Raw genomic sequence first — 16196 nt, 5'->3', positions numbered from 1 at the left:
CTGCGACTGCGACTAGCGACTACGGCTGCTACGGCTTCTCGGTGCCGTGTCCCTCGGTCGCCGGGACCGGCGACACCGGCGGCGTCGGCAGCAGGTCGTGCAGTTGCGTGTATCGCTGGGCGCAGGCCGTCCGGGCGATGGCCTCGGAGACGGCGTCGGCCAGGGGGCGCGAGGACTCGCTCAGCAGGCGGCGGGCCTTGTCCGTGAGCGTCACCTCGATGCCGCGCCGGTCGCCGCAGGCCGAGTTCTTGCTGATCAGCCCCGCGTGCTGCAGACAGGCGACCTGATAGGTCAGGCGCGTCTTCGGACGCCCCAGCAACTCCGCGATCCGGGTCATCCGCAGGCTGGAGCCGGGCTGGTCGGCCAGCAGGCACAGCACCAGGAACTCGTCGTGCGAGATCCCCATGGCGTCCTTGACCCGGGAACGCAGCGACTGCTCGATCGCCCCGGCCGCGGCCAGCAGGCGCATCCAGGACCGCAGCTCGGCCGGCAGCAGCCCGGCGTCGTCGGCCGGCGGCCCGTCGCAGCCCGCCAGCAGTCCGTCTCCGCCCGTCGGCAGCCCGTTTCCCTCCGTCGGCAGCCCTTCGCTGCCCGTCGGCTCGCGTTCGGGCTGGTCGGCGGGTGCGGAGGAGTCGGCCATAGTCCACAAGTCTACCGTTGTTCAATTTTGGATAATCGGCTAGCGTGGGGTCATCCAAATTTGGATTACTGAGTCGATCGTTCGAAACCGTCAGGAGAAGTCCCATGACCGTCGCCGTAGAAACCGGCCTGTGGCAGCTCGACCCCGCCCGCACCACCGTCGCCATCAAGCACAAGACGATGTGGGGCCTGGTCGGCGTGAAGGGCGTCTTCGCCGGCGTCACCGGCGAGGGCGAGGTCCAGCCCGACGGCACCGCCCGCGGCACGATCACCCTGGACGCCGCGTCCCTGGACACCAAGAACCGCAAGCGCGACGAGCACCTGCGCGGCGGCGACTTCTTCGACGCCGACCGGCACCCCTCCCTCGTCTTCGCCGTCCGCAACGCCACGGTCCGGCAGGACGACACCGTCGAGATCTCCGGCCAGCTGACCGCCCGCGGCATCAGCCGCCCCCAGACCGTCACCGCCCGCGTCACCGGCGCGACCGCCTCCGCGGTCACCCTCACCGCCGAATTCACCGTGGACCGGGAGCAGTTCGGCATGGGCTGGAACCAGCTGGGCATGATCCGCGGCCTGACCACCGTCACGGCGACGCTCGCCTTCACGCGTACGCCGGCGTAGGCGAATCCACGTACGGGACGGGGCTCGCGGGGCGGGGCGATGACTTGAACCGTCACGTTAAAGTGACGGCCATGGAGACCCCGCAGGAGCCTCGCCGGCTGACCGACGGCGAGAAGGAGGCCTGGCACGCGCTGGCCGGCGTGCTGGTCAGGCTGCCGGGCGCGCTCGACGCGCAGCTGCAGCGCGACGCCGGGGTCAGCCACGTCGAGTACCAGGTGATGGCGATGCTCTCCGAGGCCCCGGAGCGCACGATGAGGATGAGCGAGGTCGCCGGCTTCACGGGCACCTCGCTGTCCCGTCTCTCCCACCTGGTCAAGCGGCTGGAGAAGAGCGACTGGGTGCGCCGTACGCCGGATCCCGCCGACGGCCGCTACACCCTCGCCGTCCTCACGGACGCGGGCCGGGACAAGGTCGTAGCGACCGCGCCCGGGCACGCGGAGGCCGTGAGCCGTTACGTCTTCGAACCGCTGACCCGGGCCCAGGAGCGGCAGTTGCGCGACATCGGCCGCCGTATCTGGCAGACCGTCGCACCGGACGACCGCTGCCTGCCGCCGAGTTGACGCCCTCAAGGGGCTCGCGTCAGGCGACGGCGGTCCCTTCGAGCTCGACCAGCTGGCCGGGGATCGCCAGCCGTGTCACCCCGAGCATCGTGGTGGTCGGCGCCACCCCGGCCGCGCCCAACCGCCCCGCCAGTACGCCGTAGTGCTGGAAGAGCAGATCGACGTCGGTCGTGTAGACGTTGAGCCGGACGAGGTTCGCGAGCGACATACCGGCCTCGCCGAGCACGGCCTCCAGGTTGTCGATGCTCAGCGCCAACTGCGCCGCCATGTCGCCGTCGTGCTGGGGCTTGCCGTCGCCGCTCATCGCGGTCTGCCCCGAGATATAGAGGGTCCGGGTGTGTTTGGAGACGACCTCGCCCTGGTTGAAGCCCAGTTCCGCCGACCACGCCACCGGGTTGACCGCCGTTCGTTCCACTGCCACGTCAGCTCCATTCGATCCATGTCGACTCATGTCGATTCACGGGGAGTACGTACGGCCATCGGCTCGGTAGCCGTCGGCTTCGACGTCCTGCTGACGAGCCTCGCAACAAATCACGACATCCTCAGTCACGTATTCAGTCAGGCATGCGGTCAGGCATTCGGTCGTGTCTTCGATAGCGTGCTCGTATGCGCGCCGACCGGCTGGTCTCACTGGTGTTGCTGCTGCGTCAGCGCGGTCGATTGACCGCGGACACGCTGGCCCGCGAGCTGGAGGTGTCCACCCGGACCGTGCTGCGCGACATCGAGGCACTGTCCGCGGCCGGTGTCCCGGTCTACGCCGAACGCGGCAGGCACGGCGGGTTCGCGCTGCTGCCCGGTTTCCGGACCGAGCTCACCGGGCTGAACCACGACGAGGCCCTCGCCCTGCTGACCGCCGGATCGGGGCGCGGCGAGCAGGCGTTCGGCCTCGGCTCGGCGCTCGCTTCGGCCATGCGGAAGGTGGTCGACGCGCTGCCCGAGAGCCACCAGGCCGCGGCGAGCGACGCGGCCCAGCGATTTCTCGTCGAGCCGGAGACCGACCTGCTCTCACGCCGGCTGGTCACCGAGGAGGTGCCCGGCGCCACCATGATCGAGGTCCGGCGCGCGGTGCTCGCCGGACACAAGCTGCGTATCCACTACGCGGCCACAGGCCAGGTGCCGCGGTGGCGCACGGTGGACCCGATCGGCCTGGTCACCGCACGCGACCGGGCCTACCTGCTGGCCACGAGATCCGGCGCGGACCGCACCTACCGGCTGTCGCGGGTGCTGGCCGCCGAGGAACTCCCCGAACCCGCCCAGCGCCCGAACCGGGTCGATCTGGACCGGATCTGGCGGGAACGCTCCGCGCAGTTCCTCTCCGGCGGCGACCACCTCACCGTGCTGGTACGCGTGAATCCGGCGCGGCGGGAGGAACTGCTGGACACCGCCCTGGCCGTTCGCGCGGAAGAGCCCGAGGCGGACGGTCGACTGCGGCTGGAGGTGACCTTCCAGGACTCCCGGCACGCCGAATGGGCACTGTGGCAGCTCGGCACGGACGCGGAAGCGCTGGTTCCGCAGTCGTTGCGCGCCTCCCTGCGCGACCGTGCCGCCGCGATCGTCGCCCGCTACGGAGACTCGTCCTGAGCTCGTCCTGAGCTCGTCCTGAGACCGTCGACGACCTTGCAGGTTCGGTACGACATTTCGCGCGCGGAATCTCCCGCACGGAGCCCTACGCCCCAGGGTCGAGCGAGCGGTCCGTCACGCGCGCCAGGTGCGTGGCGAACACCTCGCGGGCCTCCGGCGTCAGCGTCCGCAGGGCCACCGCGGCCGTGATGATCACGTCGCACAGCTCGGACTGGACGTCGTCCCACGTGTGGGACACGCCCTTGCGCGGGTTCTGCCCGGTGGCGCCGATCACCGCCTCGGCGACCTCGCCGACCTCCTCCGAGAGCTTCAACATCCGCAGGAGCAGGGCCTCTTGGTGCGGACGGGACGGCTGGGCGCTCGTCAGCCGGTCCTCGATGCGGTCGATGGACTCCCAGAGATCGTCGTCGCTCATGACGATCAGCCTGTCACGAGCCCGGCCGCACCAGGGCGGGTGCCGCTGACGGTCCCTCTCCTGTGATGGTCCCTCTCCTGGGCGGTGCCAAGTGGTCCTGGGCTGTCTCAAGTAGTCCTATGCGCTGTAGGACATGCTGTCCTCGTCGAACAACTCCCCCTGCTCGCCCTCCTTCTCGCTCCGCAGCCGCTTGTTGCGGAGCCCCACCACGGCCAGCGTCGCGGCTGCCGTGCCGGCCAGGGCGACCGGCACCATCCAGCGGCGGTCGACCGCGTGGCCGAGGGCGTGGTCCAGGGAGAGCCGGCCGGGGCCCGTGACGGCGAGGCCCGCCGCCGCGAGACCCAGGGACGCGGCGTGCTCGTAGCCGCCGCTCTGGTTGAAGAAGCCGTTCGGGGCGTGCACCGCCGACGCGCCCGCCATCGCACCGGCCGCGGCGGCACCGGCCGCCGGGGTCGCGAGGCCCAGCGCGAGGAGCGTGCCGCCGCCTGCCTCCGCCAGGCCCGCCGCTGCGGCGCTCGCCCGGCCGGGCGCGTACCCCACGGACTCCATGAACTGTCCGGTCCCGGAGAGCCCGCCCCCGCCGAACCAGCCGAAGAGCTTCTGCGTCCCGTGCGCCGCGAGCACCCCGCCCGTGCCGAGGCGGAGCAGCAGCAGTCCCAGGTCGCGTCGGTCGAAAGAGGTCACGGTTGTCGTCACTCCTCGGATGTCCCAGCCGTCGTCCAGCCGTTTTCCAGCCGGTGTCCCGGTCGGCCGTTCTCACGCGAACGGCCCCTTCTGTCTCGTACGCCGCCTGTCCACCGTCGCACCGAACGGGATCCCGGGTCCTGGCCCGCGCCGCCGTTCGGGTGGCGGGGGCGGCCGGGCGGTGTGAGTCTGGCGTCCATGACGATTCAGGTAGCCAAGCTGAGCAACCCGGCCGTCCGGGAGTTCGTCAGCGCCGTGAACGCCCATGACCGGGACGCCTTCCGGGCGGTCCTCACGCCCGACGCGACGATGTCCGACGACGGCTCGGACCGCGACCTCGACGAGTGGACCGAGCGGGAGATCTTCGACTCCCACGGCCATATGGAGGTCGACAACGAGTCGGACGGCGGCCTCGCCCTCCTCGCCCGCTACAGCAACGACGCCTGGGGCGAGATGCGGACGCGGTGGAGCTTCACCGTCGACGGCGGCGGCAGGATCTCCCGCTTCGAGACAGGCCAGGCGTAACGACCGCGGCGATTCCGCCGTCGCGGTCTTGCCTTCGCCCGCACTCCAACTCCTAGCGTCCATAGGCATGGAGAGCAGCGGAAGCAGCACGCGGAGCGACGACGGGCGCAGGACTCTGGGGCGTAGCGGTATCGAGGTGAGCGCCCTCGGTTTCGGCTGCTGGGCCATCGGTGGCGAGTGGGCGAGCCCCGACGGGCAGCCCCTGGGCTGGGGCAAGGTCGACGACGACGAGTCCGTACGGGCGGTCCGCCGTGCCCTCGACCTCGGCGTCACCTTCTTCGACACGGCGGACGCGTACGGCACCGGGCACAGCGAGCGTGTCCTGGCGCGGGCGCTGGGCAAGCGGCGGGCCGACGTCGTCGTCGCGACCAAGTGGGGCAACGTCATCGACGAGGAGCGCCGGCTCGCCCTGGGCAGCGACGACTCCCCGGAGTACGCCCGACGCGCGCTGGCCGCCTCACTGCGACGGCTGGACACCGACTACGTCGACCTGTACCAGCTCCACATCTCCGACGCCGACCCGGAGCGCGCCGCCCAACTCCGGGACACCTGCGAGGAGTTCGTCCGGGAGGGGCTCGTCCGTGCGTACGCCTGGAGCACCGACGACCCGGAGCGGGCCGCGGTCTTCGCGCAGGGCGAGCACTGCGCGGCCGTGCAGCACCGCCTCAACGTCCTCCAGGACGCGCCCGAAATGCTCGTGCTCTGCGAGGAGTCGGGCCTCGCGAGCATCAACCGCAGTCCGTTGGCGATGGGGTTGCTGACCGGCAGGCGGGGGCCCGGCCGGTCCCTCGAAGCGGGTGACATCCGCAGCCGGCCGCCCGCCTGGCTCCCGGGTTTCGGTGACGGCGGCGGCGCCGACCCCGAGTGGCTCGCACGCGTCGACGCCCTCCGGTCCGTCCTCACCAGCGACGGCCGTACGCTCGCCCAGGGTGCCCTCGCCTGGCTGTGGGCCCGGAGCCCGCGCACGGTGCCCATCCCCGGCTTCCGCTCGGTCGCACAGGCGGAGGAGAACGCGGGCGCACTCGCCCAAGGCCCGCTCACCGCAGGGCAGTTGACCGAGATCGACGACGCCCTGGGCCGCTGAGCGGCGCACGCACAAGCTCTCGCCCGGAGCCCGGATTGATGGGCAGCCGTTCCGTGGCCCGGGTCGCAATCCCGCGGTCCCACGCGGAATCCCCCCACCCGAACCGCCGGAACGGCTGCCGCCTCCCCCCAGAGGTGTGGCACGGAAGTCCTGTGCTCCAAGTGTGAAGTTCTGGTGGAGGAGTGTCGAGCATAGGCCTGCTACCGGCAGGTATGGTCCGGAGGGTGCCATTCCGTTTGTGCAGATTGGCTGGCTGTACCCGCCCCTTCAGGGGCGCGGGGCTGTATCGATGTGCGGCTCAGCCGCGTGGGCGCGATCAGCCACGGCGGGCCCGCACTCTCCCGTACGGCCGGCGGCGGCCTAGCCCCGCCCCACATACGGCATCGCGGTAGCCAGAACCGTCGCGAACTGCACGTTCGCCTCCAACGGCAACTCCGCCATGTGCCGCACCGTACGAGCCACGTCCGCCACATCCATCACCGGCTCGGCCACCACCTCCCCGTTCGCCTGCAGCGCCCCCGTCTGCATCCGCTCGGTCAGGTCCGTCGCCGCGTTGCCGATGTCGATCTGCCCGCAGGCGATCCGGTACGGCCGTCCGTCCAGCGACAGCGACTTCGTGAGACCGGTCAGCGCGTGCTTGGTCGCCGTGTACGCGGCCGACTGCGGGCGGGGTGTGTGCGCCGAGATCGAGCCGTTGTTGATGATGCGACCGCCCTGCGGATCCTGCTCCTTCATCTGCCGGTACGCCGCCTGCGCGCACAGGAACGCCCCGTCGAGGTTGGTGCCGACCACGTGCCGCCAGGCCTCGTACGGCAGCTCCTCGAACGGCACATCGCCCGGGCCGAAGGTGCCCGCGTTGTTGAAGAGGAGGTCGAGCCGTCCGAAGCGGTCCCGCACGGCGGCGAAGAGCGCGGCCACCTCGTCGGGGCGCGAGACATCGGTGCGCACGCACAAGGACGTGCCGTCCTCCGAGGCCGGCTGCCCCGGGCGTGCCGTCCGCGCGAGCGCCGCCGTCTCCTCCAGGCGCTCCGCCCGGCGGCCCGCGAGCGCCACCGACCAGCCGGTGCGCAGCAGCTCCACGGCCACGGCCCGGCCGATCCCCGAGCCCGCTCCCGTCACGACCGCGATCTTCGTTCCCATGGCGTTCATGGCCCAGCAGCGTACGTGAGGACAGGCGATCTTCCGCCACACGAATCTCATCTGTCCGACATCTGACTGGTGTGTACGTGACAGTCCGGCGTCGAATCTGATCACTCCAATACCAAGTACAACAACAGTCAGGGGAGGGCCAGATGACACTCGCAGGCCACCAGCAACAGTCGCAGCACGCCCCCGAACTCCGCGCCGCCGCCCGTCACCTCGGACGCCGCCGTTTCCTCACGGTCACCGGCGCCGCCGCCGCGCTCGCCTTCGCCACCAACCTGCCGACCGCGGGCGTGGCGGGTGCCGCGGAACTCGACGCGGCGAAGATCACCGACAACCCCTTCACGCTCGGCGTCGCCTCCGGTGACCCGCTGCCCACCTCCGTGGTGCTGTGGACCCGGCTCGCGCCCGCCCCGTTCCAGGCCGACTCCGGTCTGCCGTCTCAACGTGTCGTCGTGCGCTGGGAGTTGGCCCGCGACGATCGCTTCAGACACATCGTCAGACGCGGTGCGACCGTCGCCCACCCCGAGTTCCACCACTCCGTACACGTCGAGGTCGGCCACCTCGACTCCGACCGGGTCTTCTACTACCGCTTCCGCGTGGGCAGTTGGGTCAGCGAGACCGCCCGTACGCGCACCGCGCCCTCGTCCCGCTCGGACGTCTCCGAACTGACGCTGGGCGTGGTCTCCTGCCAGGCGTACCACGACGGGTACTTCACCCCGTTCGGCCATCTCGCCGAGGACGACGTCGACGTGGTCTTCCACGTCGGCGACTACCTGTACGAGTACGCGGTCAGCTCGGTCGGCGGCGTGCGCAACTACACCGACCGTGTGCTGCCCGACGTCTTCAACCGGGAGACGATCACGCTGGAGGACTACCGGCTGCGGTACTCCCTCTACAAGACCGACCCCGATCTGCAGGCCGTGCACGCCGTGCACCCCTTCGTCGTCACCTGGGACGACCACGAGACCGAGAACAACTACGCGGACGACATCCCCGAGAACGACGTACCGCCGGAGGAGTTCCTGCTGCGCCGCGCCGCCGCGTACCGCTCGTACTGGGAGAACCTGCCGCTGCGCCACCCGCAGCGGCCCGAGGGCGCCGACATGAAGCTCTACCGTCGTCTGAACTGGGGTCGGCTCGCCCAGTTCGACATCCTCGACACCCGGCAGTACCGCACCGACCAGGCGAACGGCGACGGCTGGAAGACGCCCACCCCCGAGTCGGAGGCCGAGTCGCAGACCCTGCCCGGATTCGCCCAGGAGCGCTGGCTGACCGACGGCTGGAAGCGGTCGAACGCGCTGTGGAACGTCATACCGCAGCAGGTCGTCTTCGCCCGCCGCAACCACGCCACCGCCGGAAACACCACCCTCAGCATGGACGCCTGGGACGGCTACCCCGCCTCGCGCCGACGGCTCCTCGCGGGCGCCGAGGCCGCCGGTGTGGAGAACCTGATGGTGCTCACCGGCGACGTCCATGTGTCGTACGCCTTCGACCTCAAGCGGGACTTCGCCGACCCGGGGTCGCGGACGGTGGGTACGGAGATCGTCGCCACGTCGGTCACCAGCGGGCAGAACGGGGCCGCCCGGCCCGCCAACTGGGCCGGTTACCTTGCCGCCAACCCGCACATGAAGCACTACAACGGGCACCGGGGGTATTCGACGGTTCGCCTCGGGCGGGAACTTGCTCGGGTGGACTTCAAGACGGTGGCTGCCGTGACCACGCCTGGGGCTGCGATCACGACCGCCGCGTCGTTTGTCACCGAGGTGGGGGACCAGGGGCTGAAGCCGGTGTAGTGCCTGCGGTTTGGAGGGGTTGGAGGGTGGGGGACTGTGGGTGGCTGTGGCTCGTCGGGTGCGGGTCGGTCGTGGCTGGGTGCGCAGTTCCCCGCGCCCCTTAAAGCCGAAAGACTGCGCCGTTCCCCGCGCCCCTGAAAGCCAAAGGACTGCGCCGTTCCCCGCGCCCCTGAAAGCCAAAGGACTGCGCAGTTCCCCGCGCCCCTAAAGGGGCGCCACCTCGCCCGGATATGTGACGCCGACGCGGTTTCGTACCGCGTCGAGCGTTCGCATTACTGCCAGGGTGCCGTCGAGGGGGACCAGGGGGGACTCGGTCTCGCCGGCCTGGAGGCAGCGCATGACCTCGATGGCCTCGTGTTTGAGGCTGGCTTGGGTTCCGTCGGTCGCGCTCGCGGTGAACTCCTGCGGGTCGCGGCCGTCGCGGTGCAGTACGAAGCGGTCGGCGTGGAAGAAGCCGGACGGGATGTCGATACGGCCCTCGGATCCGGTGACCGAGGCGGAGGTCGACGTGCCGCCCACCAGAGAGCAGTGCAACGAAGCGAGAGCGCCGCTCTCCCAGGAGAGCAGCATTCCCGTCTGGAGATCGACGCTCTCGTCGGAGAGCACCGCTCTCGCCATCACCTCCGAGGGCTCACCGAGCAGCAGGTGCGCGAACGACACCGGGTAGACGCCCAGGTCGAGCAGCGCGCCGCCGCCCTGCGCCGGGTCGCGCAGCCGGTGGGTGGGAGGGAAGGGCCCCGAGAGCCCGAAGTCGGCCTGGACCGTGCGGACCTCACCGATCGCCCCCTCGTCGACCAGCGCCTTCAGTTGCCGGATCAGCGGGTTGCAGTACATCCACATGGCCTCCATCAGGAAGCTTCCGCGCTCCTTCGCGAGGCCGACCAACTCCTCCGCCTCGCGCGAGTTCAGCGTGAAGGCCTTCTCGCACAGCACGTTCCGGCCCGCCTCGAGACAGAGTCCGGCCGCCGTCCGGTGCGCCGAGTGCGGAGTCGCGACATACACGACATCCACGTCCTCGTCCGCCGCGAGGCTCTCCCAGTCGCCGTACGCCCGGGGGATCCCGAACCGCTCCGCGAACGCCTTCGCCGACTCCTCGGTGCGCGACGCCACCGCGACCACCTCGGCGTCCGGCAGATCGATCAGATCCGCCGTGAACGCCCCGGCGATCCCACCGGTCGCCAGCACGCCCCACCGCACACGCTCTCCCGCCATCCCAACCCCTCGCTCCATGAACACGACCACCCGATGGCCGACGACCCGAACCCGAACACGGTCGACGGCCCGAACATCACCGACGACTCGAACGCGATGGTCTCGACCACCTGTACGAGCTGAGAGCATAGGTGGCGTATTCCACAAACAGGGAGGGGCGCATGTCCGAGCGTGGCCGCACCACGCGGGACCAGGACGGCCCGGAGGGGCACATACCGAGCGCGGCCGTCACCGGGGCGGTCACCGACGCGGTCTCCGAAGAGACCGCGACCGCCGCCGCGGCGCCGCCGGTACCGCCACCGGCGGCCCGCCGTTCCGTGGGACTCCTGGTCACCCTCGTCCTCGGCGGGCTCACCGCCGTACCGCCGCTGTCCATGGACATGTACCTCCCGGCGCTCCCCGAGGTCACCGACGCGCTCCACGCGTCCGCGGCCACCGTGCAGCTGACCCTCACCGCGTGCCTCGCCGGCATGGCGCTCGGGCAGCTGGTCGTCGGCCCGATGAGCGACAAGTGGGGGCGCAGACGGCCGCTCATCGTCGGACTGCTCCTCTACGTCGTCGCCACCGCCGTGTGCGCGTTCGCGCCCACCATCGAACTCCTCGTGGCCTTCCGGCTGCTCCAGGGCCTCGCGGGCGCCGCCGGGATCGTGATCGCACGGGCCGTCGTACGCGACCTCTACGACGGCGTCGACATGGCCCGCTTCTTCTCCACGCTCATGCTGATCTCCGGGGTCGCGCCGATCATCGCCCCGCTCATCGGCGGCCAGGTGCTGCGGATCACCGACTGGCGAGGCGTCTTCTACATCCTGACCGCCATCGGGGTCGTGCTGACCGCCGTCGTCTGGCGGATGCTGCCCGAGACCCTCGCGCCCGAGCACCGCCACAGCGGCGGCACCGTCGAGGCGCTGCGCACCATGCGCGGCCTGCTCGCCGACCGCGTCTTCACCGGCTACATGCTCACGGGCGGCTTCGCCTTCGCGGCGCTCTTCGCCTACATAAGCGCGTCGCCGTTCGTGATCCAGGAGATCTACGGCGCATCCCCGCAGACCTACAGCATCCTCTTCGGCGTCAACTCCATCGGCCTTGTGGCCGTCGGCCAGATCAACGGCAAGATCCTCGTCGGCCGGGTCAGCCTCGACAAGGTCCTCGCGGTCGGCCTCGGGATCATCACCACCGCTTCGGCCGCGCTGCTGCTGATGGCGAGCGGGGTCTTCGGCGAGGTGGGCCTCGTCCCGATCGCCGTCGGCCTCTTCGTCCTCATGTCCGCGATGACCCTGTGCATGCCCAACACCAACGCCCTCGCCCTCATGCGCACCCGGCACGCAGCGGGCTCCGCGTCCGCGCTGCTCGGCACCTCCTCCTTCCTCGTCGGTGCGCTCGCCACACCCCTCGTGGGCATCGCCGGGGAACACACCGCCGTCCCGATGGCCGTCGTCCAGTTGGCGTGTTCACTGGTCGCCGTCGGCTGCTTCGTGGGACTGTGCCGTCCCTGGCGGAGACAGGCGGATGCGAAGGGAGCGGAGAGCTGAGCGCACCGAGACTGCGCCTCGGCACGGCGGAACGTGCCGGGCTCGACCCCGACGAACTCGACCGTCTCGTACGGGAGTTCCGGCGGCTCACCGACGGGGACCGGCCCTGGGCCCCGGGCGCCGTACTGGTCGCCGGACGCGGGCCCGTGATCGCCGTCGAGGAGGCGGCGGGCTGGGCGGTGCGGTACTCCGCGTACGACGAGGTCACCGGCGCGGGCGTCGAGCTGCCCCGCGAGGCCCGCGTCCCGATGACCGCGGACACCCCCTTCGACCTGGCCTCCCTCACGAAGCTCTTCACGAGCGTGGCCGCCGTGCAGCAGCTGGAGCGCGGCACGCTCGGCATCGACGCGCGGGTCGGGGCGTATCTGCCGGACTTCACCGCCGCCGCCGAGTACGGCATCACCGTGCGGCACCTGCTCACCCACACCTCCGGGCTGCGGCCCGAACTCCCGCTGTACGACTGCCGGGACGACAGGGCGCGGCTCGCCCTGCTGCGCGCCGAGGAGCCGCTGACCGCGCCCGGCGGCGCGTACGCCTACTCGGACCTCAACATGCTGCTCCTCCAGCACGTCCTCGAACGGATCACCCGGCGTCGGCTGGACGTCCTCGTCCGGGACGGCATCACCCGGCCGCTCGGGATGACGGCCACCGGGTTCGGACCCCGCCCGGGCGCGGCGGCCACCGAGGACCAGCGGCTGCCGTGGGCCAAGGCGGACCGGGGGATGCTGCGGGGCGAGGTCCACGACGAGAACGCCTGGGCGCTCGGCGGAATCGCGGGCCACGCGGGCCTCTTCTCGACGGCGGGCGACCTTGCGGTCCTGTGCCGCACGCTGCTGGCGGGCGGCTCGTACGGCACCGCCCGCATCCTCGGCCCCGACTACGTCGAACTCCTCCTCTCCCCGCCCGGCCTCGGCTTCGCCCTCGACCAGCCCTGGTTCATGGGCGAACTCGCCGGCCACGGCGCCGCGGGCCACACGGGCTTCACGGGTACGTCACTGGTCCTGGACCCGTCGACGGATACGTTCCTGGTGCTCCTGGCGAACACGGTCCACCCGCGCCGCCGCCCCTCGGACAGCGGCCCCCGGGCAGCAGCGGCGACACGACTGGCACGGGCGGTACGGGGGGCGTGAGCGGTGCGCTGGTCTGTGAGCGGTGCTCTTTCTTGTGAGCGACGCTCTGGTCTGCGGCCGGTGCTCTGGCTTGCGACCGGTGCTCTCGATCGTTGGCGCTGTGCCGGTTTGTGAGCGGTGCTCTGGTGGGTGAGCGGTGCTTTCGGTCGGCGGTGCTCGCGGATGTTGTGAGCGGTGCTCTCGTTGGAGAGCGCCGCTCACCCGAACCGCCCGCGCGCCCCTCGTAGACTTCCTCCGTGACCGCCCCCGTTTCCCCAGCCGAGACCCTGCGCGTGGCCCTGGCGGGGCTGCTCGACGGGCTGCCGACCAAGGCGGCCTCGCAGGCCGTCGAGCGGCTGATCGTGAACTACCGGGGGACCACCCCGACCGACGCCCCGATCCTGCGCGACCGCGCGGACGTGGCCGCGTACGCCGCGTACCGGATGCCCGCGACCTTCGAGGCCGTACGTGCCGCGCTGGACGCCTTCGCGGACGTCGTGCCCGAGTGGACGCCGGGCCGCCATGTGGACGTGGGCGGCGGGACGGGCGCGGCGACCTGGGCCGTCAGCGCCACCTGGCCCGAGGAGCGGCCGGTGGCCGTGCTCGACTGGGCCGAACCCGCTCTCGCCCTCGGCCGTGAACTCGCCTCGCGGAACCCGCTGTTGAAGGGCGCTGAGTGGCACCGCTCTCGTATCGGAGCGGCGCTCACCATCGAGAGCACTGATCTCGTCACGGTGTCGTACGTCCTCGGCGAGCTCACCGAGCAGGCCCGCACCGAAGTCGTGGACGCCGCCGCGACCGCCGCCCAGGCCGTCGTGATCATCGAACCCGGCACACCGGACGGCTACGCCCGCGTGATCGAGGCCCGCGACCGCCTCATCGGCGCCGGCTTCCACATCGCCGCCCCCTGCCCGCACAGCGCCGCCTGCCCGATCGTCCCCGGCGAGGACTGGTGCCACTTCTCGGCCCGGGTCAGCCGTTCCTCGCTGCACCGGCAGGTCAAGGGCGGCTCACTGGCGTACGAGGACGAGAAGTTCAGCTATGTCGCCGCCACCCGCTTCCCGGTGACCCCGGCCGCCTCCCGGGTCGTACGGCGGCCACAGATCCGCAAGGGGCAGGTGCTCCTCGACCTGTGCGAGACCGAGGAGCAGTTGCGCCGCTCGACCGTGACGAAGCGCCACGGCCTCCTCTACAAGGCGGCCCGTGACGCGGACTGGGGCGACGCCTGGCCGCCCCCGTCCCTGTCTCCGGCCCAGGGTGAGGGCCAGAGCTCAGACACGTAGCTCCTGTGTGCAGCACTTCACGCTGCCGCCGCCCTTGAGGAGTTCGCTGAGGTCCATGCCGATCGGCTCGTACCCGCGTTCCCGGAGCGGGTCGAAGAGGCCGGTCGCGGACTGCGGGAGCAGCACGTGCAGACCGTCGGAGACGGCGTTCAGGCCGAGCGCCGCCGCGTCCTCGTCGCCCGCGAGGAGCGCGTCCGGGAAGAGCCGGCGCAGCACCTCGCGGCTGCCGGGGGAGAAGGCCGGCGGGTGGTACATGACCTGGTCCGTCGCGTCGTCGAGTACGGCCAGGGCCGTGTCCAGGTGGTAGTAGCGGGGGTCGACCAGGTCGAGCCCGATCACCGGCCGCCCGAAGAACTCCTGCGCCTCGCCGTGCGAGAGGGGGCTGGCCCGGAAGCCGCGTCCGGCGAGCACGTACGAGGCGGTGACGGCGAAGTCGCCCTCGCCCTCGTTGATGTGGACCGGTTCGTGGACGTGGTCGAAGCCGTTCGTCTTGAACCACTCCAGGTGTGCCCCGGCCTCCGGCTCCCGCTCGCGGAAGGCGAACCGGGCGCCCAGGACCCGGCCGTCGACCACGGTCGCGCCGTTCGCCGCGAACACCATGTCCGGCAGGCCGCGGCGGGGGGTGAGTTCCTCGACGGTGTGGCCGAGGGCGCGGTAGCGGTCGCGGAGGTCTTCCCACTGGGCGACGGCGAGGGGGACATCGACCGGCTTGGCGGGGTCCATCCACGGGTTGATGGAGTAGGTGACCTCGAAGTGTGCGGGTGGGCACATCAGGTAGCGCCGGGGTGTGGCGCGGCGGGGAAGGTGCAAGGAGGGCTCCTTACGGGGGCCGCGGGTACTCGCGGGTACCGCGGGGGCAGTTGGTGCCCATGGTGCGCCGCGGGCGGGCGTCCCGTCGGGAGCCGAACGGGTTGTTTCTCGCCCCCGCCGCCCCTACCCGTCCCGTCCCTGGGGGCTGCGCCCCAGGCGTTGCAGCCGCGGAGAGCAGCATCGCTGCGATGAAGTCGGGAGCCTGCCGTCCTCCCGTATCGCCCTCGTTCACCAGATCCCAGGCGAGGCGCTTGTCCACGGCCGTGCATCGTCAGCCGTCATCGTCAGCTGTCAGCTGTCAGCCGATCGTGTCTCCGGGCGGCAGCTCCACGGGGTACGGCTCGCCGAAATCGGCCGAGCGGCTGACCTTCTCCCAGGCGGACGCCTCGGACTGTTCGCTGCGCGCGTGGTCCAGTGCCATGTCCACCGCGTTCACGCCCAGCAGGAGATGGCTCGGGATCCGGCCGCGACGTACCGTCCGGACGATGATCTCGGCGGCGCGCAGGGGGTCACCGGCCGCCCCTTGTGTGCTCTGCCGGACCCGCCGGTTCATCGCGCCCACGGTCTCGTCATAGGCGTCGGGGATCTGGTGGACCGTCATGGAGGAGCCGGCCCAGTCGGTGGCGAAGCCGCTCGGTTCGACGACCATGACGCGCACGCCGAACGGGGCGCTCTCCGCGGCGAGGACGCGGCTGAAGCCGTCGACTGCGAACTTGGCCGCCTGGTATGAGGCGATGCCCGGCGAGCCGCCGACGCGCCCGCCGATCGAGGAGAACTGCACGACGGTGCCCGCCCCTTGGCGGCGCAGCGCGGGGAGCGCGGCCTTCGTGACGTTGTACACGCCCCAGAAGTTGGTCTCGAACTGGGCGCGGAAGTCGTCGTCGTCCGACGTCTCGATGGGCGACACGTTCGCGTACCCGGCGTTGTTCACCACCACGTCGAGGCGTCCGAAACGGGCCAGTGCCGCTTCGACCGCCTTGCGTGCCGCCTCCGGATCGGTGACGTCCAGTGCCAGCGGGAGTACGCGGTCGCCGTACGCGCCGAACGGCTCGGCGAGGACTTCGGGGCGGCGGGCGGTGGCCACGACGAGGTCACCGGCATCGAGGGCGGCGGTGGCCAGGGCGCGGCCGAGCCCGCGGGACGAGCCGGTGATGAACCAGACCTGCTGATTCGCGTCGGTGCTCATGTCATTGGTCATAGCTTTA

General features: G+C 71.2%; 17 protein-coding genes. 9 read left to right on the top strand and 8 right to left on the bottom strand.

Features of this window, described 5'->3' with window-relative positions; all coding sequences use genetic code 11:
- Positions 1–28: 28 nt before the first annotated feature.
- The gene (locus ACN20J_RS15685; protein WP_419666115.1) at positions 29–640 is read right to left on the bottom strand and encodes a MarR family winged helix-turn-helix transcriptional regulator; all 612 of its coding nucleotides are present in this window, start codon (positions 638–640) and stop codon (positions 29–31) included.
- A gap of 104 nt (positions 641–744) precedes the next feature.
- Here ACN20J_RS15685 and ACN20J_RS15680 point away from each other — a divergent pair, with 104 nt between their 5' ends.
- Complete coding sequence (locus ACN20J_RS15680) at positions 745–1260, top strand: YceI family protein (protein WP_190228150.1); 516 nt, start codon at positions 745–747, stop codon at positions 1258–1260.
- Between the two features lie 71 nt (positions 1261–1331).
- A complete protein-coding gene (locus tag ACN20J_RS15675; RefSeq protein WP_361895935.1) occupies positions 1332–1820 on the top strand; it encodes a MarR family winged helix-turn-helix transcriptional regulator in 489 nt (162 codons plus the stop codon).
- 19 nt (positions 1821–1839) lie between these two features.
- On the opposite strand, the gene ACN20J_RS15670 is transcribed toward ACN20J_RS15675, so the two are convergent.
- Positions 1840–2235: a RidA family protein gene (locus tag ACN20J_RS15670; RefSeq protein WP_419668886.1), complete on the bottom strand. Its 396-nt coding sequence runs from the start codon at positions 2233–2235 to the stop codon at positions 1840–1842.
- 191 nt (positions 2236–2426) lie between these two features.
- On the opposite strand from ACN20J_RS15670, the gene ACN20J_RS15665 reads away from it, so the two are divergent.
- Positions 2427–3401 (top strand): helix-turn-helix transcriptional regulator, encoded by a 975-nt coding sequence (locus ACN20J_RS15665; RefSeq protein WP_419666114.1) that lies wholly within the window; start codon positions 2427–2429, stop codon positions 3399–3401.
- A gap of 85 nt (positions 3402–3486) precedes the next feature.
- Here the strand turns inward: ACN20J_RS15665 and ACN20J_RS15660 are convergent, their stop codons facing one another.
- The gene (locus ACN20J_RS15660; protein WP_419666113.1) at positions 3487–3816 is read right to left on the bottom strand and encodes a MazG-like family protein; all 330 of its coding nucleotides are present in this window, start codon (positions 3814–3816) and stop codon (positions 3487–3489) included.
- A gap of 117 nt (positions 3817–3933) precedes the next feature.
- Complete coding sequence (locus ACN20J_RS15655) at positions 3934–4500, bottom strand: DoxX family membrane protein (RefSeq protein ID WP_419666112.1); 567 nt, start codon at positions 4498–4500, stop codon at positions 3934–3936.
- Between the two features lie 198 nt (positions 4501–4698).
- Here ACN20J_RS15655 and ACN20J_RS15650 point away from each other — a divergent pair, with 198 nt between their 5' ends.
- The gene (locus tag ACN20J_RS15650; RefSeq protein WP_189838216.1) at positions 4699–5025 is read left to right on the top strand and encodes a nuclear transport factor 2 family protein; all 327 of its coding nucleotides are present in this window, start codon (positions 4699–4701) and stop codon (positions 5023–5025) included.
- Positions 5026–5092: 67 nt separating this feature from the next.
- Positions 5093–6109 carry an aldo/keto reductase gene (locus ACN20J_RS15645; protein WP_419666111.1) on the top strand — a complete coding sequence of 339 codons (1017 nt, stop codon included), beginning with the start codon at positions 5093–5095 and terminating at the stop codon, positions 6107–6109.
- 360 nt (positions 6110–6469) lie between these two features.
- Here the strand turns inward: ACN20J_RS15645 and ACN20J_RS15640 are convergent, their stop codons facing one another.
- Positions 6470–7258, bottom strand: a complete 789-nt coding sequence (locus ACN20J_RS15640; RefSeq protein ID WP_190228155.1) for an SDR family oxidoreductase — start codon at positions 7256–7258, stop codon at positions 6470–6472.
- A gap of 143 nt (positions 7259–7401) precedes the next feature.
- Here ACN20J_RS15640 and ACN20J_RS15635 point away from each other — a divergent pair, with 143 nt between their 5' ends.
- The gene (locus tag ACN20J_RS15635) at positions 7402–9048 is read left to right on the top strand and encodes an alkaline phosphatase D family protein (RefSeq protein ID WP_189838219.1); all 1647 of its coding nucleotides are present in this window, start codon (positions 7402–7404) and stop codon (positions 9046–9048) included.
- 204 nt (positions 9049–9252) lie between these two features.
- Here ACN20J_RS15635 and ACN20J_RS15630 read toward each other — a convergent pair whose 3' ends face one another.
- A complete protein-coding gene (locus ACN20J_RS15630) occupies positions 9253–10260 on the bottom strand; it encodes a Gfo/Idh/MocA family protein (RefSeq protein WP_190228156.1) in 1008 nt (335 codons plus the stop codon).
- Positions 10261–10421: 161 nt separating this feature from the next.
- On the opposite strand from ACN20J_RS15630, the gene ACN20J_RS15625 reads away from it, so the two are divergent.
- From ACN20J_RS15625 to ACN20J_RS15615, 3 genes are all read left to right on the top strand, one after another.
- Positions 10422–11789: a multidrug effflux MFS transporter gene (locus tag ACN20J_RS15625; RefSeq protein ID WP_190228157.1), complete on the top strand. Its 1368-nt coding sequence runs from the start codon at positions 10422–10424 to the stop codon at positions 11787–11789.
- Positions 11741–12919, top strand: a complete 1179-nt coding sequence (locus tag ACN20J_RS15620) for a serine hydrolase domain-containing protein (protein ID WP_419666110.1) — start codon at positions 11741–11743, stop codon at positions 12917–12919. The genes ACN20J_RS15625 and ACN20J_RS15620 overlap by 49 nt, the downstream gene beginning before the upstream one ends.
- 236 nt (positions 12920–13155) lie before the next feature.
- Positions 13156–14181, top strand: coding sequence for a small ribosomal subunit Rsm22 family protein (locus ACN20J_RS15615; RefSeq protein WP_419666109.1), 1026 nt, complete (start codon positions 13156–13158; stop codon positions 14179–14181).
- Here ACN20J_RS15615 and ddaH read toward each other — a convergent pair.
- Both ddaH and ACN20J_RS15605 read right to left on the bottom strand, forming a co-directional pair.
- Positions 14170–14991: a dimethylargininase gene (ddaH, locus tag ACN20J_RS15610; protein ID WP_362000586.1), complete on the bottom strand. Its 822-nt coding sequence runs from the start codon at positions 14989–14991 to the stop codon at positions 14170–14172. The two genes, ACN20J_RS15615 and ddaH, sit on opposite strands and share 12 nt — an antisense overlap.
- Positions 14992–15289: 298 nt before the next feature.
- Positions 15290–16177 (bottom strand): SDR family NAD(P)-dependent oxidoreductase, encoded by an 888-nt coding sequence (locus ACN20J_RS15605; RefSeq protein WP_419666108.1) that lies wholly within the window; start codon positions 16175–16177, stop codon positions 15290–15292.
- Between the last annotated feature and the right edge of the window lie 19 nt (positions 16178–16196).

This window comes from Streptomyces sp. 2-1 (assembly GCF_048564895.1).
GTDB classification, from domain to species: domain Bacteria; phylum Actinomycetota; class Actinomycetes; order Streptomycetales; family Streptomycetaceae; genus Streptomyces; species Streptomyces phaeochromogenes.
Note: the sequence above shows the minus strand (reverse complement) of the source record. Positions and strands in the feature narration are given on the sequence as shown.